This window comes from Labrys sp. 22185 (assembly GCF_052045555.1).
In the GTDB taxonomy this organism is placed as follows: Bacteria; Pseudomonadota; Alphaproteobacteria; order Rhizobiales; family Labraceae; genus Labrys; species Labrys neptuniae.
The window spans coordinates 109246-132597 of sequence record NZ_JBQEPH010000006.1 but is presented as its reverse complement, the minus strand read 5'-3'; the positions used below and the strand labels follow the sequence as shown (position 1 = coordinate 132597).

General features: G+C 64.2%; 22 protein-coding genes. 5 read left to right on the top strand and 17 right to left on the bottom strand.

The window, feature by feature from the left end; translation table 11 throughout:
• Positions 1-141: 141 nt before the first annotated feature.
• The 11 genes from ACTJKX_RS14315 to ACTJKX_RS14265 all read right to left on the bottom strand — a co-directional run bounded on the left by ACTJKX_RS14315 (position 142) and on the right by ACTJKX_RS14265 (position 9420).
• Entirely contained in the window at positions 142-642 is a 501-nt protein-coding gene (locus ACTJKX_RS14315; protein WP_367626637.1) for a F0F1 ATP synthase subunit B family protein, read from the bottom strand.
• A gap of 31 nt (positions 643-673) precedes the next feature.
• Positions 674-1219, bottom strand: coding sequence for a F0F1 ATP synthase subunit B family protein (locus ACTJKX_RS14310; protein ID WP_440725656.1), 546 nt, complete (start codon positions 1217-1219; stop codon positions 674-676).
• A gap of 159 nt (positions 1220-1378) precedes the next feature.
• Complete coding sequence (locus ACTJKX_RS14305) at positions 1379-1606, bottom strand: F0F1 ATP synthase subunit C (RefSeq protein ID WP_068291855.1); 228 nt, start codon at positions 1604-1606, stop codon at positions 1379-1381.
• 43 nt (positions 1607-1649) lie between these two features.
• A complete protein-coding gene (locus ACTJKX_RS14300; RefSeq protein ID WP_376717746.1) occupies positions 1650-2384 on the bottom strand; it encodes a F0F1 ATP synthase subunit A in 735 nt (244 codons plus the stop codon).
• A gap of 43 nt (positions 2385-2427) precedes the next feature.
• Positions 2428-2796 carry an AtpZ/AtpI family protein gene (locus ACTJKX_RS14295; protein ID WP_440725655.1) on the bottom strand — a complete coding sequence of 123 codons (369 nt, stop codon included), beginning with the start codon at positions 2794-2796 and terminating at the stop codon, positions 2428-2430.
• A 292-nt stretch (positions 2797-3088) separates the two neighbouring features.
• On the bottom strand, positions 3089-3685 hold the full coding sequence (locus ACTJKX_RS14290; protein WP_311942106.1) for an ATP-dependent Clp protease proteolytic subunit: 597 nt from the start codon (positions 3683-3685) through the stop codon (positions 3089-3091).
• A gap of 10 nt (positions 3686-3695) precedes the next feature.
• Positions 3696-4121 (bottom strand): SRPBCC family protein, encoded by a 426-nt coding sequence (locus ACTJKX_RS14285; RefSeq protein ID WP_440725654.1) that lies wholly within the window; start codon positions 4119-4121, stop codon positions 3696-3698.
• Positions 4118-4432 carry an ArsR/SmtB family transcription factor gene (locus ACTJKX_RS14280; RefSeq protein ID WP_311942113.1) on the bottom strand — a complete coding sequence of 105 codons (315 nt, stop codon included), beginning with the start codon at positions 4430-4432 and terminating at the stop codon, positions 4118-4120. Before ACTJKX_RS14280 ends, ACTJKX_RS14285 begins: the two co-directional genes overlap by 4 nt.
• 194 nt (positions 4433-4626) lie before the next feature.
• The gene (smc, locus tag ACTJKX_RS14275; protein WP_440725653.1) at positions 4627-8085 is read right to left on the bottom strand and encodes a chromosome segregation protein SMC; all 3459 of its coding nucleotides are present in this window, start codon (positions 8083-8085) and stop codon (positions 4627-4629) included.
• A gap of 36 nt (positions 8086-8121) precedes the next feature.
• Entirely contained in the window at positions 8122-8784 is a 663-nt protein-coding gene (locus ACTJKX_RS14270; protein WP_311942118.1) for a DsbA family protein, read from the bottom strand.
• A gap of 96 nt (positions 8785-8880) precedes the next feature.
• The gene (locus ACTJKX_RS14265; RefSeq protein ID WP_440725652.1) at positions 8881-9420 is read right to left on the bottom strand and encodes a DUF721 domain-containing protein; all 540 of its coding nucleotides are present in this window, start codon (positions 9418-9420) and stop codon (positions 8881-8883) included.
• Positions 9421-9489: 69 nt separating this feature from the next.
• Between ACTJKX_RS14265 and mutY the strand changes: the two genes are divergently transcribed.
• Entirely contained in the window at positions 9490-10569 is a 1080-nt protein-coding gene (gene mutY / locus ACTJKX_RS14260) for an A/G-specific adenine glycosylase (RefSeq protein ID WP_440725651.1), read from the top strand.
• A gap of 51 nt (positions 10570-10620) precedes the next feature.
• Here the strand turns inward: mutY and ACTJKX_RS14255 are convergent, their stop codons facing one another.
• Together ACTJKX_RS14255 and ACTJKX_RS14250 are read right to left on the bottom strand one after the other, a co-directional pair.
• Positions 10621-11298 carry an aspartate/glutamate racemase family protein gene (locus ACTJKX_RS14255; protein ID WP_394311861.1) on the bottom strand — a complete coding sequence of 226 codons (678 nt, stop codon included), beginning with the start codon at positions 11296-11298 and terminating at the stop codon, positions 10621-10623.
• 2 nt (positions 11299-11300) lie between these two features.
• Positions 11301-12755: an MFS transporter gene (locus tag ACTJKX_RS14250; protein WP_440725650.1), complete on the bottom strand. Its 1455-nt coding sequence runs from the start codon at positions 12753-12755 to the stop codon at positions 11301-11303.
• A 197-nt stretch (positions 12756-12952) separates the two neighbouring features.
• On the opposite strand from ACTJKX_RS14250, the gene ACTJKX_RS14245 reads away from it, so the two are divergent.
• A complete protein-coding gene (locus tag ACTJKX_RS14245) occupies positions 12953-13795 on the top strand; it encodes a MurR/RpiR family transcriptional regulator (RefSeq protein ID WP_440725649.1) in 843 nt (280 codons plus the stop codon).
• A 625-nt stretch (positions 13796-14420) separates the two neighbouring features.
• Here the strand turns inward: ACTJKX_RS14245 and ACTJKX_RS14240 are convergent.
• The 4 genes from ACTJKX_RS14240 to ACTJKX_RS14225 are packed head-to-tail and all read right to left on the bottom strand — an operon-like array spanning position 14421 to position 19583.
• Entirely contained in the window at positions 14421-15227 is an 807-nt protein-coding gene (locus ACTJKX_RS14240; RefSeq protein WP_440725648.1) for a crotonase/enoyl-CoA hydratase family protein, read from the bottom strand.
• Between the two features lie 29 nt (positions 15228-15256).
• Positions 15257-16930: an acyl-CoA dehydrogenase gene (locus ACTJKX_RS14235; RefSeq protein WP_440725647.1), complete on the bottom strand. Its 1674-nt coding sequence runs from the start codon at positions 16928-16930 to the stop codon at positions 15257-15259.
• Positions 16927-18540 (bottom strand): AMP-binding protein, encoded by a 1614-nt coding sequence (locus ACTJKX_RS14230; RefSeq protein WP_440725646.1) that lies wholly within the window; start codon positions 18538-18540, stop codon positions 16927-16929. The genes ACTJKX_RS14235 and ACTJKX_RS14230 overlap by 4 nt, the downstream gene beginning before the upstream one ends.
• 8 nt (positions 18541-18548) lie before the next feature.
• On the bottom strand, positions 18549-19583 hold the full coding sequence (locus ACTJKX_RS14225) for a glycine cleavage T C-terminal barrel domain-containing protein (RefSeq protein ID WP_440725645.1): 1035 nt from the start codon (positions 19581-19583) through the stop codon (positions 18549-18551).
• 176 nt (positions 19584-19759) lie between these two features.
• Between ACTJKX_RS14225 and ACTJKX_RS14220 the strand changes: the two genes are divergently transcribed.
• The 3 genes from ACTJKX_RS14220 to ACTJKX_RS14210 all read left to right on the top strand — a co-directional run bounded on the left by ACTJKX_RS14220 (position 19760) and on the right by ACTJKX_RS14210 (position 23180).
• On the top strand, positions 19760-20659 hold the full coding sequence (locus ACTJKX_RS14220) for a LysR substrate-binding domain-containing protein (protein WP_440725644.1): 900 nt from the start codon (positions 19760-19762) through the stop codon (positions 20657-20659).
• 680 nt (positions 20660-21339) lie between these two features.
• Positions 21340-21801 carry a DUF4126 family protein gene (locus ACTJKX_RS14215; RefSeq protein ID WP_440725643.1) on the top strand — a complete coding sequence of 154 codons (462 nt, stop codon included), beginning with the start codon at positions 21340-21342 and terminating at the stop codon, positions 21799-21801.
• Positions 21798-23180 (top strand): FAD-containing oxidoreductase, encoded by a 1383-nt coding sequence (locus ACTJKX_RS14210; RefSeq protein ID WP_440725642.1) that lies wholly within the window; start codon positions 21798-21800, stop codon positions 23178-23180. Before ACTJKX_RS14215 ends, ACTJKX_RS14210 begins: the two co-directional genes overlap by 4 nt.
• The last annotated feature ends 172 nt before the right edge of the window (positions 23181-23352 follow it).

Here is a 23352-nt window from a genome sequence, read left to right as displayed (position 1 = left end):
TGCGCAGCAAAACCCCTCATCCCCCTACCGGGACCTTCTCCCGCAAGGGGAGAAGGGATCCGATTTTGCGCGCTTTCCGCAAAAGAAAAAGCCGCCCGGCCTTTCGGCGGGTGGCTTTTCAAGATGTTGTGCCAGTCCTGCTCAGTTGAGCTTGGCGCGCACTTCGTTGAGGGCAGCCGACATCAGATTGCCGGCGCTGGCAGCGGGCTGGTCGGCAAGGATCGTGGTGGCAGCCTTGACGGCGGCATCCGCAGCGGCAGCCTTGACCTCGGCAACGGCCGACGACTCGGCTTGCGCGATCTTCTGATCGGCCAGCTTGGTGCGGCGGGCGACGAAGTCTTCGATCTTGGCGATCTGCTCGGCCTTGAAACGCTCGGCCTCGGCCTTGGCAGCTTCGATCATTGCAGCAGCTTCGGCTTCCGCTTCCTTCTGCTTCTTCTGATAGTCGGCCAGCAGCTTCTGGGCTTCCTCGCGCAGGGAGCGGGCCTGCTCGAGTTCGGCACGCACGGCATTGCCGCGGGCGTCGAGGCCCTTGCCGATCTGCCCGAAGGCACCGAGCTTCCAGGCGATGGCCAGGAAGATCAGCGTGGCGATGAGGATGTAGAACTCCGGCCCTGCAGGGTTGAAGAGTTCGTGGATCATCTCGGCGAAATATTCGATCACGCCCGCCTCCTTACTTGGCCATGGCGGCGTCGACGGCGGACTGAACCGTCTGCGGCTCGGGCGCCTTGCCGAGCAGTTGCTCGACGATGGCGTTGGTGGCGTCGACGGCGATGCCGTTGACGTTGCCGAGCGCAGCCTGCTTGGTCGCCAGGATCTTGGCCTCCGCTGCAGCCAGCTTGGCCGAGAGATCGGCTTCGAGCGACTTGCGGGTGGTATCCGTTTCGGCGGTCACGGCAGCACGTGTTTCGGCTGCAATGCTCTGCGCCTTGGCGCGGGCCTTGATCAGCGCGGTCTGATAGGAGGCCACGGCCTCGTCACTGTCCGCCTTGGCCTTCTGAGCAGCCGCAAGGTCCGCCACGATCTTAGCCGACCGCTCGGAGAGGATGCCGGCGATGCGCGGCAGCGCGATCTTCGACATCAGGATGTAGAGAAGCCCGAAAGCGATGACCAGCCACACGAGCTGTGAGGCAAAGGACGAGCTGTCGAAGGGCGGGAATGCGCCCTTGGCCCCATGTGCATCGCCGGGAACCTCGGTTCCTGCGTGACTTTCAGCCATGAAACACCTTCAACGGATGTGCACTCACGTCTTTGCAGGCCAAGCTACAAACAGATGGAGCCACAAACAGGGGATTGCTGCATTCCAGCCAATCAAACGATGAACGGCCTCGCGATTTCTGATCGCGAAAGCCGTCCCGTTCGGCGTGGCTGGCGCGGATCAGACTGCGAAGAGGAGCAGCAGAGCGACGAGCAGCGAGAAGATGCCGAGAGCTTCGGTCAGAGCGAAGCCGAGGAGCAGCGTGCCGCGCTGGCCGTCGGCAGCCGACGGGTTACGCAGGGCGCCCGAGAGGAACTGGCCGAACAGGTTGCCGAGGCCGATACCAGCGCCGGCCATGCCGATGCAAGCGAGACCAGCGCCGATATACTTAGCTGCGACGGGATCCATGGAGAACTCCTGTTGGTGTAGGTTTTGTTGGATTTAGACGGGATCAATGGCCGGGGTGAAGGGCGTCATTGAGGTAGATGCAGGTCAGCGTGGCGAAGACATAGGCTTGCAGCACGGCAACCAGCACTTCGAGCGCCACCAGGGCGATCACGAGAAGCAGGGGCAGGGGCGAGAGGATTGCCGTCGCCACGCCGGCACTGGCGAGCATGACGATGAAACCGGCGAAGATCTTGAGCGCGATATGGCCGGCCAGCATGTTGGCGAAGAGACGGACGGAGAGGCTGATCGGGCGCGAGACGAAGGAGATGATCTCGATCGCCACCAGCAGCGGCAGCAGCACGGCCGGTACGCCGGAGGGCACGAACAGCTTCAGGAAATGGGCGCCGTTCTTGTAGAAACCGTAGAGGATCACCGTCGATATCACCAGAGCCGCCAGCGCAAAGGTGACGATGATGTGGCTGGTGACGGTGAAGAAGCCGGGAATCAGGCCGAGCACGTTGCAGAACAGCACGAACATGAACAGCGAGAACACCAGCGGCATGAAGCGCATGCCCTCGTTCCCGGCCGAGGAACGCACGGTGCCGGCCACGAATTCGTAGAAGGTCTCGGCGAGGGACTGCCAACGGCCCGGCACGGTGGCGCGGGAAGAAGTCGTCGCGATCATCACCAGCGCGATGAGGATCACCGCCAGGAACATGAAGAGAGCCGAATTGGTGAACGCGATGCTGCCGATATGGAAGAGCGGCTTGATCTCGAACTGCGTAATCGGACTATGCATCGCCAGCGAGGCCCTGTCTTCTAGTGTGGCGCGAGGCGCCGGTTCATTCCTGTTTGTCGGGCGTTTTGCCCAACGTATTCGAGGCACGCAACAAGTTCCGGACACCTGCCGCAAAGCCCAGCATCAAAAAGATGATGAGCCCCCACGGCGAAGTACCGGCAAACCGGTCCACGACCCATCCAAGCAGACCACCGGCGACGATGCCACCGACGAACTCGGACGAGAGGCGCATGGCCTTACCGATCGCAGAAGGATCGCCCTCCTGCTTGCGCACCTTGGCCGCTTCGGCTGCTTCCCCGGCCTTGATGGAACCGAGGCGCTCGTCGAGACGGCGCAAGCGTTCGTTTAATTCACGATCGCGGGATTCGTCTTTGCCGGATTTGCCGGCCTGGTCCGCTTCGTCGCTCGCCATTGCGGCAACATGCTCCCTGGCCGGCCAAAACAGAGCCGGACGCCCCCCTTGAAAACGGCGGGACCATACCCACGCCCCCTTGCGGTGTCAAGGCGAGGCGAAATTATGCCAAGTCTTTGAGAACAAATAAAAAATGGGGAGAATGGCATCGGCTGCCGGCTTTTCTTCACGGGACAAGCCATGGTTGCGACGTCACATTTGGCCATGTCGGCCTGCGCAAGCCCGCCTTGAAGCAGCCGCGACGCCGCCACAGATGGGCGGCGGGGCGGAAATCGGCACGAGAATCAGGCCCTCATGCCACCTCCAGGCGTTCCGGCGCAACGTGATCCACGAGGCCCCAGGCCTGGGCTTCGTCCGCCGACATGAAATTGTCGCGGTCCATGGCCGCCTCGACCTCCGCGACGGTGCGGCCGCAATGCTGGGCATACAGGCCGTTGAGGCGAGCTCTCGACTTGATGATGTTGTTGGCGTGGATGAGCATGTCGCTGGCCTGGCCCTGATAGCCGCCGGAGGGCTGGTGCACCATGATCGAGGCGTTGGGCAGGGCGAAGCGGCGGCCGGCCGTGCCGGCCATCAGGATGAAGGAGCCGAGGGAGAAGGCCGATCCCATGCACAATGTCGAGACCGGGCTCTTGATGAACTGCATAGTGTCATAGATGGCAAAGCCTGAAGTCACCGATCCGCCCGGGGAATTGATGTAGAGCGAGATCTCCTTCCTGGAGTTCTCCGCCTCCAGGAACAGGAGCTGGGCGCAGACCAGGGCGGAGACGCCGTCATCGACGGGGCCGTTGATGAAGATGATGCGCTCGCGCAAGAGGCGGGAGAAGATGTCGAAGGCGCGTTCGCCGCGGGTGGACTGCTCCACCACCATGGGGACGAGAGAATTCATCACGGGTTCCTCAAGCCGCCTTTAACAGCATGGTCGGCTGGTTGAGATTGGCGGCGACGGGCCGCAGGACGAAGCTGCCCTGGGTAATGCGCAGCAGCGTGGAACCCTCACCATGCGGCGCGAGCTCGAAGGTGACGACGCTGTCGAGGATGCGCTCCTGCATCTTTTCGCTCCAGGCATAGCGCAGCATTTGCGGGGCCTCGGCGGCGAGCAGACGGCAATCGACCAGTTCCGGCTCGCTGGAATCCCGCCGTGGCGAACGGGCGGCATCGGTGCCGTTCTCGGCCGGCCTCAGCCAGGCGGCGACATAGTCGGGAATGGTGAGAGCACGCCAGACCTTGGCAGGCGGGGCTTCCAGCACGCTCTCGAAGTGGAGGTCGTCCGGCGCCGCCTTGTCTTCCATACTCTTGGTCGTCGCGTCGCGCAGGATCGTCATTGGTCCATCTCCTTCAGCACGGCCTTGAGTCTGTCGATGCGCCCGGGCCAGAAGCTGGCATAGCGGTCGACCCATTCGGCCAGAGGGGCGAGGGCCTGGGGGGCGGCGCGGTAATGCACCATGCGCCCCTCGCGCCGCTCGGCCACCAGGCCAGCCTCGCGCAGCACGGCCAGGTGCTGCGAGATTGCCGGCTGGGAAATATCGAAGCCGGCCTTGATCTGTGAAACGCTCATCTCGCCGTCGGCGAGCCGCTCGAACACGGCACGGCGGGTGGGGTCGGCGAGGGCGCGGAAGAGGTTCGTCTGCATCATGCAAAACACATAAGCATTTACTTATGGATTCGGCAAGGGAAGATCGTGGGTTCGGTGTGCCGGTCTTCCGACCTGCAGGGCAGTACGATATTTGGGTAGAAAGTTGTGCCGGTCCCGCTCCATCTCTCGATAGAGCTGAGGAGGGGGGACACGGGGCGCATTTCCATGCCGGTCTCAAGACCGTCACAACAGGATTACACCGCTTCCAGGAACTTCTCGGCTTCGCTCAGATTGACCGAGACCAGCTGGCTGACGCCGCGTTCGGCCATGGTGACGCCGAACAGGCGATTCTGGCGCGACATGGTGATCGGGTTGTGAGTGATGGTGACGAAACGCGTCTCGGTCTCGCGAATCATCGCATCGAGGAGATCGCAGAAGCGCTCCACATTGGCGTCATCGAGTGGCGCATCGACCTCGTCGAGCACGCAGATCGGCGCCGGATTGGTGAGGAACACCGCAAAGATCAGCGCCATCGCCGTGAGGGCCTGCTCGCCGCCCGAGAGCAGGGACAGGGTCTGCGGCTTCTTGCCGGGCGGACGGGCCAGCATTTCCAGGCCCGCTTCGAGGGGGTCGTCCGACTCGGTGAGCTGCAGTTCCGCCGTGCCGCCGCCGAACAAGGTCTGGAACAGGCGCTGGAAGTGACCGTTGACCACGTCGAAGGCGGCGAGCAGCCTCTCGCGCCCTTCGCGGTTGAGGCCGGCGATCGCCTGGCGCAGGCGCTTGATCGCCTCGACCAGATCGTCCCGCTCGCTGACGAGGCCGTCGAGCTGGGTCTGCACGTCCTTCTGCTCGTCCTCGGCCCTGAGATTGACCGCGCCGAGGCGCTCACGCTCGCGCTTGGCATCCTCCAAAGTGCGCTCGACCGCACGCCGGTCGGGAATGGGTGCGTCGGCTGCGAGATTGGCGAGCTTCAGGAGGCCCGTCGGGGCAACGTTCAGCGCTTCCTCGATCTCGGCTACGATCTGGGACCGGCGCGCGCGCAGGGCGTCCAGCTTCTCCTCCGAGCGCACCTGCTCCTCGCGGGCCTGGCTCAAGGCAACCAGCGCTTCGCGGCCCTGGCGATCGGCCTGGGCCAGGCGGGTCTCGGCCTCGGCCAGGCGATCGGCGGCAATCTTGCGTGCCTCTTCCGCGGCTTCGGTCTCCGCGATCAGGCCCCGCCGCCGTGCCGCGAAGACGACCGGTGCGTCGTCAAACTCCGCCCGTTCGATTTCCAGCTCCGTCAGGCGGCTGGTCAGCGTCTCGATCTGGGCCGCGCCATTCTCCTGGCGGTCTTTCCAAGACTGGCTTTCCTGGCCGATGGCGGCAAGGCGCCTTGCGCGCAATTCGTCCTCGCGCGCCAGCGTCTGGGCCTGGGCGCGTGTCTCGGCGACCTCGGCACGGCCTTCCGCCACGGCCTGGCGCAATTCCTGCAAGCGGGCATTGAGGGCGCTGCCGTCGGGCAGCGCCGACAAAGTCCGTCTTGTCTGCTCGCAGGCCTCGTGCGCTTCGGCAAGGTCGCTGCCGAGGCGGCTGCCGGCCTCGTCCAGAGCCGAGAGCCGGCTGGCGAGTTGAGCAGCCTGACGCTCGGCCGCGACGGCGCGCTCACGCAGCTGGTCGGCTTCGCGGCTGAGATTGCGCCAGGCGTCGCGCGTGGTGCGCTCGCGATCGGCGGCCTGCCGCGAGGCGGCCTGCGCCATCTCGGCTTCGCGGCGGCGGGGCGTGACGGCATCCCGGGCCTCCAGGGCCTGCTCTTCCAGTTCGGCCAGACGGTTGCGCTCGGCCAGGCGTCGGGCGGCGGGAGAGGGGGCTTCCGCCGCGGCCACGAAGCCATCCCAGCGCCATAGATCGCCCTCGCGGCTCACCAGCCTCTGCCCTGGGGCGAGCAGGGCCTTGAGGCGGGGACCATCGGCTCGGTCCACGATGCCGATCTGCGCCAGGCGGCGCGCCAGGCCGTCGGGGGCCTGGACGAAGCTCGCCAGCGCCTCGGTACCGGCGGGCAAGGGCGGATCGCCGTCGGCGACGGCGGCACCCGACCAATGGGCCGGCGCGTCGAGATCGGTGGGGGCGTCGATATCCTCGCCGAGTGCGGCGCCGAGCGCGATCTCATAGCCCTTGGCAACCTTGAGGGCGTCGGCGATGGGAGGGTATTTGGCACCAGCCGGTGTCAGCACCAGCTTGGCCAGGGTCCGCGCCTCGGTTTCCAGGCGGTTGGCCGTGCGTTCGGCTTCCTGGAGAGGCCCGCGTGTTGCAGCTTCGGCGTCCCGCGCCTCGGTATGGGCAGCCTCGGCTTCCATGGCGGCCTGCTCGGCCTGGCTGCGCCGCTCCTGCAGCTCGGCCAGCTGTTGCTGGAGCTGCTCGGCGATGGCGGCGGCATTGGAGCCGGTGCGAAGGGCTTCGCCCTCACGCTGGATCTCGGCGAGCTGGCGTTCCAGACGGACCATACGCTCCCCGGCCTCGCGCTCGCTGCGTTCGGCCTGGACGCGCGAGGCCTGGAGTTCGGCCAGCGCGCTCTGGGCCTCGCCCATCGCCCTTTCCTCGCCGGCCAAGGCGGCTTCGGCGTCCCGCAACAGGCCGGCGGCCTCGGAGGCCCGTTCCTTGCTGCCGTCCTGCTCGGCCCTCAGGGCGGACTCCTCGGCCGTCAGACGCTGCAGCATGGTGCCGGCATCCGATATCATCGACTTCTCGCGCGTGATGTCGGCGCCGGCCTGGCGGATACGGTGGTCGAGCTCGATGCGCCGCTCGCCGGCCCGCCGCTCCTCCTGGTCCAGCTGCTCGCGCGCCAGCACCAGGCGATGCAGGGCGGTGCCGGCAGCATGTTCGGCCTCACGCAAAGGCGGCATCTCATGGGCGGCGATGGCGGCGAGGCGGGCCGTCTCGGCCTGTGCGCGCGTGCGCTCGGCCACGGTGCGGGTATCGAGGTCGAGGCGTTTCTCCGCCTCGATCACCAGCCGCCCCGCTTCCTCGAAGGCGATGTGGAAGATGAGGGCTTCGGCCTGCCGGATCTCGTTGGAGAGGCCGCGATAGCGAAAAGCCTGGCGGGACTGGCGCTTGAGGCTGTCGAGCTGGGTTTCGATCTGGGTCAGCACGTCCTCGAGCCGTTCCAGATTGCTTTCTGCCGCCTTCAATCGCAGCTCCGCCTCATGGCGGCGCGTATGCAGGCCGGAGATGCCGGCCGCCTCCTCGAGGATGCGGCGGCGCGATTGCGGCTTGGCGGCGATGAGTTCGGCAATCTGTCCCTGGCGCACCATGGCGGGCGAGCGCGCGCCGGTGGAGGCGTCGGCGAAGATGAGCTGCACGTCTCGGGCGCGCACTTCGCGGCCGTTGATGCGGTAATTGGAGCCGCGATCACGCTCGATGCGGCGGGAGATTTCCAGAATGTCGGCGTCGTTGAAGGCAGCCGGGGCGGTACGGTCCTTGTTCTCGACCGTCAGCATCACCTCGGCCATGTTGCGAGGCGGCCGGTTCCCCGAGCCGCCGAAGATGACATCGTCCATCTCGGCGGCACGCAGGTTCTTGTGGCTGCTCTCGCCCATCACCCAGCGCAGGGCTTCGACCAAGTTCGACTTGCCGCAGCCATTCGGCCCGACGACGCCGGTCAAACCGGGTTCGATCAGGAAATCCGTCGGTTCGACGAAGGACTTGAAGCCGAGAAGCCTGAGCTTGGTTAGTTTCATCCATCACCCCGCAGTCCGGCGGGGCCGGGACTGCTTTCAGGATTTGAGGAACGGATCGACGACCTGGGAGAACTCGTCGATCGTGATCTCGCCGCCCTTCCTGATACCGTTGATGAAGAAGGTCGGCGTGCCATCGATACCGAAAGCCGAAGAACCACGCTCCTTCACGGCATTTACGCCAGCATAGAGCGTCTGGTCTTTCAAGCAGGCCTGGAACTGTTCCTGTGTAAAACCGGACTGCTTGGCGATGCCGAACAGGGCCGGAAGCACCTGCTTGGCGTCGTTGACGAACGCCCAGCTCTCCTGCTGCGAGAACAGCACGTCGAGCATGGTGTAATATTTCTCAGGCGGTGCGTCCTTGGCAATGCAGCGTGCCAGCATGAAGGCGGCCGTGGCACGCGGATCGAGCGGGAACTCGCGCATCGTCCACAGCACCTTGCCGGTATCGATGTATTTTTGCTTGATGGCCGGGAACACGTCCTTGGCAAAGCGCGCGCAATGAGGGCAGGTCATCGAGGCATATTCATAGACCTTGACCGGCGCATCCGGCTTGCCGAGCGCGATATCGGGGATGGGGCCGGGCACGGCCAGTTCGAGCAGGCTGACCTTGTCGTCGGCCGCGAGGGCGGGCAGGGCCGCAAGCGCCGGACTCGCCGCAAGGGCTGCGATCAGGGTACGGCGGGAAAGCATCGGGCTCATCGGCGACTCATGTCCTTTGTCATTGCGCGCGTCGGCGCACTCTATGTGTGCGGTACTTGAGCCTTGCAATTATGGCAACAGGCAGACCGACCACCTTCACGTAGGTGTGACCGGCTTGACTGTAGCCGGCTTGGTGCGGCGGGACGAACCGCGAACCTGCCGCCCCAGCCGTTCCAGCGCCTCGCGCAGGCCGGGGTTCTCGATGCCGCTGAGATCGTCGGCCAATTGGCGGGAGGCCTCGGGGGGCAGGTCGGGAATCCCGGGCCTCTGCCTCGGTGCCGGATGGTCCACCGGCCCCTGCTTGAGGCGCAGCTTGCCGACGCAGCGCCAGCCGAAGACGGCATTGATGCGCTCGATGATCTGGCCGGCCGACATCTCGACCTCCAGCGCGAAGGCGCTCTCGACCCGCAGGATCAGGGTCGCGGCAGCAGGCGCCGCATCGGAGGCTTCACCCTTGGGGCGAGGCGGCCACTGCATCTTCACAGGCAAGGAATGGGCCGAAAGGCGGGCGCCGACAATATCCGGCCAGTGCCCGATGATATCGGCCGTGGCGAAGCCGCGTGCCTTGAGGGCGTCGGCCAGGGCCGGGCCGACGAGATCGGCGAAGGGGCGAGCCGACCTTCGCTTGATGGACACCCGCTGTTGAGATGCCTGTTGTGAAGAGTTGGGCTTGTTGATCATGGCCGATCTGTGGAATGAGGGGCCATGCTTAATAGTGTCGCTCCCGAGGTCAAGTCCCCAGAAGGCCTGCACGCAGATGCCCTGCTCGCCTGGTATGACAGGCATCGCAGGAGGCTGCCCTGGCGGGCGCTGCCCGGCGAGAAGCCGGATCCCTACCGCGTCTGGCTCTCCGAGATCATGCTGCAGCAGACCACGGTGAAGACCGTCGGCCCCTATTTCCAGGCTTTTCTGACACGCTGGCCCACGGTCGACGCCATGGCCGAGAGCGATGAGGAGGATATCCTCAAGGCCTGGGCCGGGCTCGGCTATTATTCGCGAGCCCGCAACCTGCATGCCTGCGCCCGTTTCGTCAGTGCGAGGCTGGACGGTCGTTTTCCCGACACGGTCGAGGGCCTGAGGCAGCTGCCGGGGATCGGGGCCTATACGGCGGCGGCCGTGGCCGCGATCGCCTTCGACCGGCGCGCGGCCGTGGTCGACGGCAATGTCGAGCGGGTGGTGACCCGGCTCGAAGCGCTGGAGACGCCCCTGCCGCAGGCCAAGCCTCGGATCGCCGAAATCGTCGACGGCATGACGCCGGCCGACAGGCCCGGCGATTTCGCGCAGGGCATGATGGATCTCGGGGCGACGATCTGCACCCCGAAACGCCCGGCTTGCGGCCTGTGCCCCTATCTGCCCTTCTGCAGGGCGCGCCGCGAAGGGACGCAGGAGACATTTCCGCGCAAAGCCCCCAAGGCCAGGCGTCCTTTGCGCAAGGGCGCAGCGTTCTGGATCGTCAGGCCGGATGGCTGGGTGCTGGTGCGCAAGCGCCCCGACAAGGGTCTGCTCGGCGGCATGACGGAGATTCCCTCCAGCGTGTGGAGCGAAGACTTCGATTCAGGCACTGCCGTCAACTACGCGCCGCTGAAGGCGAAATGGCGCAAGCTCCCGGGCGAGGTGAGCCATGGCTTCACTCATTTCGAGCTCGCCGTCAGCGTCTATGCCGCCGATGCCCTGCTGAGCACCAAGGCGCCCGCCGATTGCCGCTGGGTTCGCCTCGATGAGCTCGACGGCGAAGCCCTGCCCACCGTGATGCGCAAGATCGTGGCACTGGCGCGGGGGAGTTAAATACGCGCGGGCGGGATACCGTTCGCGCGTCTTCCTTGCTACGGGCGTTGGTCAATTCCGGTGCCCGTTACCGTTCTCGATCGCGGCGATCATCAGATCCACCGCCGAGCCGATGGGCGCGATGATGGGGATGTCGAATTGCGTGCGCAGATATTCCGCTGCCTCGCCCAGCGGCCCGCCGCCGATGATCACAGCTTCCGCGCCGTCCTCGATGCACTGCCTCACCGCGGCTGCCAGCTCGCAGCGCAGGCGTTCCGCATCATCGGCAAGCTTGACCGGATCGCCCGGCGTGCAGCGTATGCCCGTATAGAGGTGTTGAAGCCCCAGGCTGGTCGCGCGCGCGGCGATGGCGTCGGCCAGATCTGGCGTGACGGTGGCGACGCCGAATTTGCGTCCGCCCTGCGAGGCGTCGATCATGGATGCCTCGCAGATGCCCATGACCGGCACCTGCAGGTTTTCCTTGAGGTGGACGACGCCGGGGTCGCCATAGGCACTGACGATGATGCCGATGCAGCCCGCATCCTGCGCCCGGCCGATCTCGATGACCTGGCTTGCCGAGGCGGTAAGCTGGGTTTCGTTGACGATCATCGAGGGGCTGCGGGTTGCCGTGGCGGCTTCCAGCCGAAGCCGCCCATCCGCTTTGCGGCGGGCAATGGCCAGCATCATCCCCGTGGTCGCTTCCGAGCTGTTGGGATTGATCAATAGGACATGAGGGGACGATGCTTGCATTGTCAGGCCTGTTCTCTGGCAGTTTTGGTAAAATCGACGGTCGGGGTTTCGGATTCGGCCGGCTGGGTCAGGTCTTCCATGGAACGGCCATAGGTCTCAGGCCCGAGCTGAATGCAGAAGGCGAAGACCGCATACATCGAGGCAGCGAGGCCGAAGACCCCGAGCATGCCGAGATTGTCGAAGAGGAAGCCCGCCAGGGTCGGCACGACCGAGCCCGCGGCCGAGCCGCTCGCCAGGATCAGCGCCACGCCGAAGCCGCGAATGCGGGTTGGATAGAGTTCGGGCGCATAGATCCAGATCGAGGTGTTGAGCAGCAGCACGAAGAACTGGAAGAGCGCGCCGAAGAACAGCACCAGATAGAGACCGTTCCCCAGACAGACGATGGCCAGGGCTGCCGCGCAGGCACAGACGGAGCCGATGCTCAAGACCCTCTTGCGCGGGAAGTAATAACCGAACATCGAAGCGGTGATCGCCCCCAGCACGCTGCCGCTCTGGATGATCATGCTGAAGAGCAGGCTGCCGGAGAGCGTGTGGCCCATCGACATGAAGATCATCGGCATGAGGGTGAGCACGGAAAGCTGTGCCCCGTAGCTCATCAGGATCGCGATCGCCACGGGAATGGTGCGTCCGAGATAGCGTACCTGGAACAGCTCCCGCCAGCTGCTTTTCGCAGGCTGGTCGCTGCCGTCTTCGGGTTTCGACAGATAGGCCTTGATCCGCAATTCCTTCGGGCGCAGCGAGCCTGAGGCCAGGATGGAGAGCACCTTGTTGGCTTCGTCGATCTTGCCCTGCGAGGCCAGGAAACGCGGTGTTTCCGGAACGTAGCGGCGGAAGAACACGACGAGGAAGGCCGGGATCGCCAGCACACCGAAAAGCCAGCGCCAGGCATCGTCCCCCGCGAACAGGGTGAAGACCACGAGCCCGAAGGCCGGGGCGAGGAAATTCCCAAAGCCGCCGGCGCCGACATTGACCAGGCCAGCCGCGGTGCCGCGGAATTTCGGCGAACAGAACTCGGCGAGCATGGTGACGGCCGTGGAGATCTCGCCGCCGACTCCGAAGCCGACGATGGCGCGCGCGATGCAGAGCACGCCGAAGCTCGGCGCAAGCGCGCAAAGCGCGGACCCGAGCGTGAACAATAGCAGATTGATGGTCAGCATGACACGGCGGCCGTAGCGATCGCCGAGGATGCCGGAGAGGAGGCGACCCGCAGCCGCACTCGCAAACGTAATGGTGTTCAGGAAACCGATGTCGGCGCCGGTGAGGCCCCATTGCGCCTTCAGCATCGGCGCGATCAGCCCGATGGTGTTCTGCTCGAAGGCGTCGAACAGACATCCGATCAGGATGAGTGCGAGAATCTGCTTGTGGGCCGTGGTGACGCCGATCGTCCCCAACGCCTGTTCCATCTGCTTTTGTACCGGCGACGATGCGCCGGATGGGATCATCTGTTCCCCTGCCATGGCGATTTAATCCTTTGGATGATGTCTTGAAATTATTTTTTCATAATTAAACTCAAAGAAAATATTTTTGCAATTGGTATTTTTGTTTTCGCTTAGGGCATCAATTTGCGAGGATTTGGGACGATAAGATTGTGCAAACGGTCAAAATCTCCTACTGCTCGGAATGTCATGAAAAAGAGATTTCAGCAGCCTCGGTCATGCAATCTTCCGAAAGATCCTTCCTGACCCGCGTGCGGGACGTCCTCGACGAGCTTCCGCCAGCCGAACGGCGGCTCGGGGAATTCGTGTGTGACTTCCCCGGTGAACTGGCGAGCTATTCGGCATCGGAGTTGGCGGCTTTGGCGCATGTCTCCAATGCCACGGTGACGCGGTTCGTGCGCCGGCTGGGCTACGAGAGCTATGAGGAATCGCGCCGCCACGTGCGCCAGGAGAGGCAGACCGGGTCGCGGCTGTTTCTTTCCAGTGCGGCCGACGCTGCCGTTGGCCAGTCGCTTTCCAGCCATGTCGGCCAAGCCATCACCAATCTGGAGCAGACCTTTCTGTCGATCCGCGAAGCCCAGATCGATGCGGTGGTGGATGCCATGCTCGGCGCGCGCAGGACCTGGGTCGTGGGTTTTCGCTCCAGCCAGCCCTTTGCCGCCTATCTGCAATGGCAGATGCTGCAGGTCATCGACAATATCGTCGCCATCCCCGGCCCGGGCCAGACACTCGGCGAATATCTGGCGAGCATCGCAGCGGACGACGTGGTGGTGGTTTTCGCCTTGCGCCGCCGCATTGCCAAGCTGGACGATATCCTGGCCGCCATCGAGAGGCGGGGCGCCAAACTGCTCTACATCACCGATGAGGGTGCCCCTCTGCGCTCCTCGGCGCAGTGGCATTTCTACTGCCAGACCCTGGCGCCCGGCCCCTTGTTCAACCACACGTCGGTGATGGCGCTCTGCCATCTCATCACCACCCGCGCCATCGAGAAAGCCGGTGCCGCCGGGCGCAGGCGCCTGCGCGACATCGAAACCTTCGGGGATGCGCTCGAGGAACTCTAGCTGCGTCAGGAGGGCCGGTGCCCAGAGCAGTGCAGTTGCCTTGGGAAAGACGCTCCGATTTGTCACAGCCGGGCAGGTTTTGACCGAGACCGACACTTGCTGACCTTAGAGATTTGAAGCCAGCCCCCGCAACCGCTTCCTGCATAAATCAAGCGCCATCTGGGTCTAACCGCCCCGGTGGCGTTTTGCGTTTGAGATTCGTGAACTCGGGGGGAGTTTCGCCACGAATGACGATTTGGCGCCTCTATTCGGTCGTTCGGAACTCCTGCACCAACAACTTAGAAGCTGCCGTTTGGCTCAGGATTTGGATCTTGTTGTCGAATGCCCAGTAAAGGCACTGCTGCTATTCCGCGATGTCGGGCAATCAACTCAGCATGCCAATAGACGACCTCAAGTGACTCGCACGACCCCAAAACGATGCTTCGCCGTAATCGAGTGTCTTCATGATACCCTCGACACTTGGTTGGCTCAGACCGGGGCAGCCCGCGCCGCACAGCCCCGGAACTCGGTCAAGAACGCTGTCCGACCAATGTGATGCCAGAGAGACACAGTCGACTTCACAGACTGGACGCTGCCGGTTCAGCGCCAGTCATGTTCCTTTGGCAGGAACACGGGCGCAACCTCATCAATTGTTGGGCCGCACCCTGGCCGCCGATTTGTCGGCAAAGGCCGCAAGACGGGCGCGGGCGTCAGGCTGGGTGTTCACCACGCCCGCCACCACCGCCTCGGCATAAGCTGCATCCAGCGCCGACATGTTCTGCATGTGGCTGACTGCCGAGCAGATGGCAAAGTTCGAAAGCGGCAGGTTCTGAGCCGCCTTGCGAGCCAGTTCCATCGCCCTTTCAAGGCTGGAGCCTTCGGTGATGTACTGCGCAAGCCCCAGATCGACTGCCTCCTGCCCCTGATAGACACGACCCGTCAGCATCATGTCGATCATTCGTGACTTGCCGATCAGGTCGGTAACGCGGATCGTGGCGCCGCCGCCCGTGAAAAGTCCACGTTGACCCTCGGGCAGCGCGAAATAAGTCGTCTGGTCCATTACCCGGATATGGGCCGCGCTGGCGAGTTCCAGGCCACCGCCGACAACAGCACCCTTCAGTGCAGCGATGACGGGGACACCGCCGTACTCCATCTTGTTGAACGCCTCATGCCAACGCATGCAAAGATGCATGAACTCGGCCGGGCTGCGGTCGGCCTGATGATGTTCGACCAGGTCCAGCCCGGCGCAGAAATGATCCCCGTTGGCGGCCAGCACAATAGCGCGGATCCCGGCGCGCGGCGCGGCCGAGAAGAACTCGACGAGCTCTTCGATCGTGTGCGAATCCAAGGCGTTCCGCTTGGCGGGACGGTTCAGGGTGACAACCCAGACGCCATCCTCATGCGCATCTACGGCCAGGTTCGCGAAGCGGGTGCGGTTGATCTCAAGAGTCATTCTGCGGTCCTGTTCAAAGAGCAAGGGGATTAGACGGCGGCGTCCAGGAGGCTAGCCGCCCCCTGGATGACGCGGGCGCGCTGGAGACCAGTCTCGGGCAGGATGTGATGGGTGTAGAATCGCGCGGTGGCGGTCTTGGTGATCATGAAGTCGCGGTCGCCCGCGAATGCTTCGCCCGCAAGGACCGAGCGCGCCATCTGCCAGCCTGCGACCAGGTTTCCGGCGAGCAAGAGATAGGGCACGGCACCGGCATATGCTTCCTTCGGGGAGGCAGTGAGAAGGTAGGCGACGGTGGCTTGGAAGTCTTGCCGCGCTCCGCCGAGCCGCGCCGCGATGTCCCGAGCGGCCGGTGAGCCGTCGCTGAGCGCCGCTTCCGTCTCTGCGACCATCTCGACGATACGGGTTGTCGTGGCACCGCTGTCGCGCAGTGTCTTTCGGCCCAGAAGATCATTGGCCTGAATGGCAGTGGTGCCTTCGTAGATCGGCAGGATGCGGGCATCGCGGTAGTGCTGGGCGGCGCCGGTTTCCTCGATAAAGCCCATGCCGCCGTGGATCTGTACCCCGAGAGAGGTGACCTGCACGGCCATTTCGGTGCAGAACCCCTTGACCAGCGGCACGAGGAATTCCGCCATTGCGGCATCGCCACGGTCCTGCCAACCCGCAGCAAAGACCGCCAACGCACGGCAAGCTTCGGTTGTGGCGCGCATATGCGAAAGCATCCGGCGCACATCGGGATGCTGGATGATGGCGACTGCTCCGGGGGCGCTGCCGTCGACCGGGCGGCCCTGGAGACGGGATTTCGCGTATGCCAGCGCCTGTTGGCTCGCGCGTTCCGAGATCGCAACCCCCTGGACGCCGACCGCAAAGCGGGCGGCGTTCATCATCGTGAACATGTACTCCAGCCCAGCGTTTTCGGACCCGATCAGAAACCCGGTCGCGCCTTCATAGTTCAGGACGCAGGTCGGGCTGGCCCGGACGCCCAGCTTGTGCTCGATACTCTGGCAGGTCACACGGTTGCGGGTGCCATCGGGAAGGACCTTCGGCACCAGGAACAGGCTGATTCCCTTGACGCCCCGCGGGGCATCGGGCGTGCGGGCAAGGACGAGATGGATGATGTTCTCGGCCAGGTCATGTTCGCCATAGGTGATGAAGATCTTGGTCCCGGTGATCCGATAAGTGCCGCCGCCTTGCGCCTCGGCACGTGTTCGCAGGAGAGCTAGATCACTGCCCGCCTGCGGTTCCGTCAGGTTCATCGTACCGGTCCAGTGCCCCGCAACCAGCTTCGGCAGGTAGAGGGCCTTCATCTGATGCGATCCGAAATGGCGTAAGGCTTCGATAGCGCCATCGGTCAGAAGAGGGCAGAGCGCAAAGCTCATGTTCGCGGCATTCAGAATTTCGCCCGCCGCAGCGCCCACCGTCCGGGGCAGACCCTGGCCACCGTACTCTACGGGATGCGGCAAACCTTGCCAGCCCATTTGAACGAATTTGTCATAGGCGGCGCGAAAGCCTCCAGGTGTGGTCACCCGACCAGCGTCGCAACGGGATCCTTCGCGATCGCCCGGGAGGTTTAGCGGTGCGATTTCCTCCGCACAAAAGCGGCCGAGCTCCTCAAGCACGGCGGCAGCCGTGTCCAGATCGATTTCGGCCGGCGCCGCAAGGGCGATGTTGAAAAGCAGGTCCTTTACGGGAGCTTCCCAAGTCATGATTTTGGCCCCAGATCGCGGGCGGCTGCGCGCAGAACGAACTTCTGGATCTTACCCGTGGCGGTCTTCGGCAGCGCGCCGAAAATCACGGTTTTCGGCGCCTTGAAGTGAGCGATGCGGTCGCGGCAAAAGGCAATGAGTTCGGCCTCGGTCAGGGGCGCCCCGTCGCGAAGTTCGACGAAAGCGCATGGGCTTTCGCCCCATTTCGGGTCCGGGCGGGCCACGACGGCCGCCGCAAGTACGGCCGGGTGGCGATAGAGAATGGCCTCGACCTCGACCGAGGAGATATTCTCGCCTCCGGAGATGATGACATCCTTCAATCGGTCGCGGATTTGCAAGTAGCCGTCGGAATGGATCACGGCAGCGTCGCCTGACCAGAACCAGCCGCCGGCGAAGGCTTCGGCGGTGGCGGAGGGGTTCTTGTAGTATCCCTTCATCACGGTGTTGCTCCGGATGGCGATTTCGCCCTGGGTCAGGCCGTCGCGCGGCACGTCGGCTCCGGTCGTGCGGTCCACCACGCGGATGTCCTCGACCATGGGAAAGGCCACGCCCTGCTGCGCCTGCTTCTCGGCTCGGGCACCGGCGGGCAGCCTGTCCCATTCCTCTTGCCACAGGCACTGCGAGATATGGCCGTAGGTTTCGGTCAGGCCGTAGACCTGCATTACGTCGAGGCCGAGGGCCGAAGCCTTTTCTAGGATAGCGGGCGGCGGCGGTGCGCCTGCGGTCAGTACCCTGATCTTAGGATCGAAGGGCCGGGCATTGGGGCTGTCGCAAAGCATCTGCAGCACGATCGGCGCCGCGCCCAGATGGGTGACCCGATGCACTGCCATGGCGGCCAGCAATTTCGCCGGGGCGATGTCGCGCGTGAAGATTATATGGCCGCCGACGATGGCCATGGCCCAGGGGTGATTCCAGCCATTGCAATGGAACATGGGCACGACCGACAGGTAAGTCGGATGCGGTGGCAGGGCCCAGCCCGCAACCGTTCCCATCGCCATCAGATAGGCGCCCCGATGGTGATAGATCACGCCCTTCGGCCTTCCTGAGGTGCCTGACGTGTAATTCAGCGCCAATGCCTGCCATTCATCTTGCGGCAGCGCCCAGTCCATCGGTGGATAGGCGGTCAGATCGTCAAAGGTGGTCTGGCCAAAGCCCGTGTGGTCCGGAAGGTCAGTGATATCGACCACCGGAAGGTCTCTACCATTGATCTCGAACGCACGACGCAGCAGAGGAGCAAGCGCGGTATCGGCGATCACCAGCCTGGCGTCCGAATGGTCGATGATATAGGCGACCGTTTCGGGTTCCAGCCGCGTGTTGATCGTGTTCAATACGGCGCCGAGCAGCGGAACGGCGTAGTGCAACTCGAACAACTCGGGGATGTTGGGCGACAGAACCGCCACCGTATCCCCCGCCTTGACGCCCAAGGCCGCCAGCCCCGCGGCTGCCGATCGACAACGCGCAGCGGTCTCATGCCAACTGCGGCGAGTGTCGCCATAGGTCACGGCAGGGAGGTTCGCGTAGACCGTTTCGGCCCGCTTCAGGAAAGACAGGGGCGACAGCGCCACGTGATTGGCGGCGTTCCGCGTATGAGCGTCAAGTTGCTGGTGCATGTCGAGACTCAGAGGAAGGGAAGATCGACCAGCTTGGCGGCAACCGGCCCATGATCGCGCAGAACCTGCACCGTTTCGCCCGTGCGAACGCTTGCGTCGATCAGCGCATAGCCGATGTTGGCTCTCATGCGCGGCGACCAGACGCAGTTCGTCATCATTCCAATGCGCTGGCCATTCCGGATGATCTCCTCGCGGCGGAATCCGAGCGGTGCGGGGACCTCGCCTTCCAACACCAGGCCCAACTGGTGTCGCCTTATCCCTTCGGCTTTGATCCGGCGCAGGGCCTGAATTCCCACCACATCGTCGGATACGTCAAGGTCGACATATCTGCCCAGACGCACTTCGAACGGATTCGTCGCCTCGTCCGTGTCGCCACCGATCGAGACGAGGCCGCTTTCGGTACGTTCTGCCGTGGCGGGCGCGCCAGGGCCGATGTCCCAGGGTCGGCCCGCCTCCTTGAAGATGTTCCACAGCGCTGTGCCGCGCGTACCGTCTTTCAGATAAATCTCGAACCCACCCTGCTTCGACCAGCCCGAGCGCTGCACCGCAACGGGGATACCCTCGATCTCGGTCTCGCGGAACCAGAAGTATTTGAGGCCCCGCACCCAGTCGCCCAGCACATGGGCCACCACGTCCTCGGCCTTGGGGCCCTGAAGGGCCATCGGCGAGACGTCGGGCTCACTGACCTCGACATCCAGGCCGCGCTCGGCGGCGATGGCCCCGGCCCAGAACCAGATGTCGCTGTCGGCGATCGAGAACCAATAGAGGTCGTCGGCCAACTTCAACAGGATAGGGTCATTGATGATCGTGCCGCGATGATTGCATAGCGGCACGTATTTCCCCTGTCCCGCCTGGCAGGTCGAAAGGTCGCGCGGCGACAGGATCTGCGCGAGCCGACCCGCGTCTGGGCCCTTCAGCTGTACCTGCCGCTCCACGCCCACATCCCATTGCGAGACCCCGTTGATCAGCCGCCAATACTCCGCCTCCGGGTTGCCATAGGAGGTCGGCATGATCATCCGATTGTAGATGCTGGCAGCGGTCATGCCATCGGCAACCGCGCAGGCATAGAAGGGCGAGGGACGCAGGCGCGCCGTCGGGAATACGTTGAACATGGGGCCTCCCTGGATGCCTCCAAAGACCCCTCTGGCGCGAATTGGTCAAACGACGTATTCGGGGGGAACGCCTATACAAATAGTTATGCCTGCGTTTTGGAGCCGTGATGAACCTGGATCTCCCCCCGCTGACCTGGCTCCGTGCCTTCGAGGCATCGGCCCGGACGCTGAGCTTCACACAGGCGGCAGCCGAGCTGCATCTCACCCAGGCCGCTGTCTCGAAACACGTGAAGGCGCTGGAGCAGCACCTGCGGCGTCCCCTGTTTATCCGCCGGCCGCGCGGGCTGGAACTGACCAAGTCTGGCGCCGCCTATCTGCCCAAAATCCAGGACGTCATGGAGCGCCTGGCCATCGGCACGCGAGAGGTCTTTGGCCAGCGCCGCAGCAGCGTCCTGACCCTGCGCTGCGCGGTTTCCTTCGCCGTCAACTGGCTTGCCCCGCGCCTGCCCGACTATCTCAACCGATATCCGGGCAAGACCATCCGCCTTTTGTCCAGTGTCTGGAAAGATGCCATCGACAGCGACGATTTCGACCTCGACATCCAATATGGCAACGGGCAGTGGCCTGGATTCAACAGCCGTCGCCTGACTTGGGAGACGATTACGCCACTCTGCGCCCCTTCGAGCCCGCCGCAAGTGACCGACGATCTGCGACACCACAGGCTCCTGCATGTGCTTGGCTATCACGAGGGCTGGGGCATCTGGTTGAAGGCAGCCGGAGCTCTTCATGTCGACGCAGGCTCCGGGCTGCATCTGGACACGTCCCTGACGGCATTCGAACTGGCGGCGCAGGGCGGCGGTATCGCGCTTGGGCGCAAATCGCTGGCCGAACATGCTTTGGCCTCGGGACGGCTCGTCGCGCCGTTTGACCTCGCCCTGCCGATTGACGAAGCCTTCTACCTGGTTGAGCCCGCAGGCAACAGCACGCATCCCGACGCCGGCTTGTTTGCCGACTGGCTTCTGACTGTTGCGCAAGCATCTGGAAACGTGCGCAATCGCGCCACCTGATCGCGCCCGCGCCGTCGTTTTTCAGAGGTGTTGCTTGCCGACAAAGACCTGCCGGGTCTGGCCTATGATGTAAGCGCCCATGCCTGTAACATGACGCCAAGATATCCTGCGCCTCGCGCGAATGACAGATACCAGGACGCGGCGTGTCGAACGTCTCGTCTGGCAAACGCCCGCTAAAAGGCCGGAGTAGCTGCATCTGTCGATAGGGACAAAGACCGTATTTATAGGCTGCTGCCGAACTTGCTCGTCAGCAGGCGGCTCCGGAGATGGCGAGTGGATTCTTGGCACGAGCCACCCGGCAAGCTATCTGATCACAAACATGCGAAGCCGGCCAGTCCGCTGACGGCCCCATTTCAGACATTCGACAATGTGCGTCTCAAGGTTTGCACTTGGCGCTCGGAAACCTTGGTAGCCGCTGTGGAGTGTCGCGGGTTGATCAAAACCGGGGCTTGACCCGGCTATCCGGAAGCCATGTGCGCAAGCGGCCAAGACGCCGGATTACCGGGGCAAGCCCGGCAATGACAAAGCTCGCGCCAACTCAAAGATCCGTAGCTCAATTGCAGGGGTTCTAGGGGCGATATTGGAACCTGTTGCCGAGAAGGTCTCCTCTCCCGCGAATGGCTATTGCCTTTATACCATCCTACCTCCAGCATGAGGGCTCATCGGCACAGGGGGGCTGCATGTCGTTGCTCGGCGCTTTTCTGATCGGCGTGGTCGCGGGGCTGCGCACCTTCACCGCTCCTGCCGCCGTGAGCTGGGCGGCCTATCTGGGCTGGCTGCCGCTGGACGGCACGCCGCTGGCCTTCCTCGGCCATCCCGTCACAGCCTATGTCTTCACGGCGTTGGCCCTGCTGGAGTTCGTCGGCGACCAGTTGCCCTCGACGCCCAGCCGCACGGTGCCGATGCAGTTCGGTGCCCGCCTCGTCAGCGGTACCTTCAGCGGGGCTGCGATCGGATTGGCCGGCGGTTCCTGGCTGGTCGGGCTCCTCGCCGGCGTGCTCGGTGCCATCGTCGGCACGCTGGGCGGCCATGAGTTCCGCCGGCGCCTGGCGCTCGCCTTCGGGCGCGACCTGCCGGCCGCCCTTGTCGAGGACGCCGTGGCGGTCCTCGGGGCGCTTCTGATCGTCAGGGTACTGCTATGAGCACCGCGTTCGACGCCATCATCATCGGGGCAGGCCAGGCCGGACCGTCCCTGGCTGGCCGCTTCAGTTCGGTGGGGCAGCGGGTTGCCGTGATCGAGCGCAAGCATGTCGGCGGCACTTGCGTCAACACCGGCTGCATGCCGACCAAGACCCTGGTCGCCAGCGCCTATGCCGCCCATCTCGCCCGCCGAGCCGACGACTATGGCGTGGTGCTGGGCGGCGGCGTCGGCGTCGACATGAAGAAGGTCTGGGCCCGCAAGCAGGCGGTGACCATGAACGCCCGTACCGGCCTGGAGGGCTGGCTTGGCGGCATGCCGGGCTGCCGGCTGATCCGGGGCCATGCCCGCTTCACCGGCCCGCACGAGATCGAGGTCGATGGCGAGCGCCTGAGCGCGCCGAAGATCTTCCTCAATGTCGGCGGGCGAGCCCTCGTGCCGGAGATGCCGGGGCTTGCCGACATCGACTATCTCACCAACACTTCGATCGTGGAGCTCGATGCGTTGCCCGAGCATCTCGTCGTGATCGGCGGCAGCTATATCGCGCTGGAATTCGCGCAGATGTATCGTCGCTTCGGCTCTGAGGTCACGGTGATCGAGCGCGGGCCACGCCTGACCTCGCGGGAGGACCCCGATATTTCCGACGCCATCCGTGACATCCTGGCGAGGGAAGGCATCGATATCCGCCTTGGGGCGACGCAGCTCTCCTTTGCTCGCGATGGCGGCGGGGTTGCCGTCACCGTGGCGGGGGAGGGGCAAAGTCCCATGCGGATATCGGGCTCGCATGTGCTTGTCGCCGTCGGCCGGGTTCCCAATACCGACGATCTCGGCCTGGACAAGGCCGGCGTGCACACCGATGAGCGCGGCTATGTCATCGTCGATGATGAGCTGCGCAGCAACGTCGAGGGCATCTGGGCGCTCGGCGATTGCAACGGCAAGGGCGCCTTCACCCATACCTCCTACAATGACTACGAGATCGTCGCCGCCAATCTGTTCGATGCCGATCCGCGCCGGGTCAGCGACCGCATCACCGCCTATGCCCTCTATATCGATCCGCCGCTCGGACGCATCGGGCAGACCGAGGAGGAGGTACGCCGGTCCGGACGGAAGGCCCTGATCGGCAAGCGGCCGATGACGAGGGTCGGCCGGGCGGTCGAGAAGGGCGAGACGCAGGGCTTCATGAAGGTGATCGTCGATGCCGACAGCCATGCCATTCTCGGAGCGGCCATCCTCGGTGTCGGCGGTGACGAGGTCGTCCACGGCCTGCTCGACGGCATGTATGCCAAGGCGCCCTACACCACCATCCAGCGCGCCGTGCATATCCATCCGACCGTTTCGGAGCTGGTGCCGACCATGATCGGCGAGATGCAGCCGCTGGTGTAGCGGCGCATTTCATGAATGATGGAAACGGAAGTATTGGGAATCGATTGTGGAGAGGGTGGACGCATGCGCTAGGCCGGTTGCAAAACTGGTTCGCGGAAACAGGCTTTTGCAGCCGATCTCCACAACGCCAGCACCGCCAGCATTTGATGTAAACGCTTCGGAAATCAGTAAT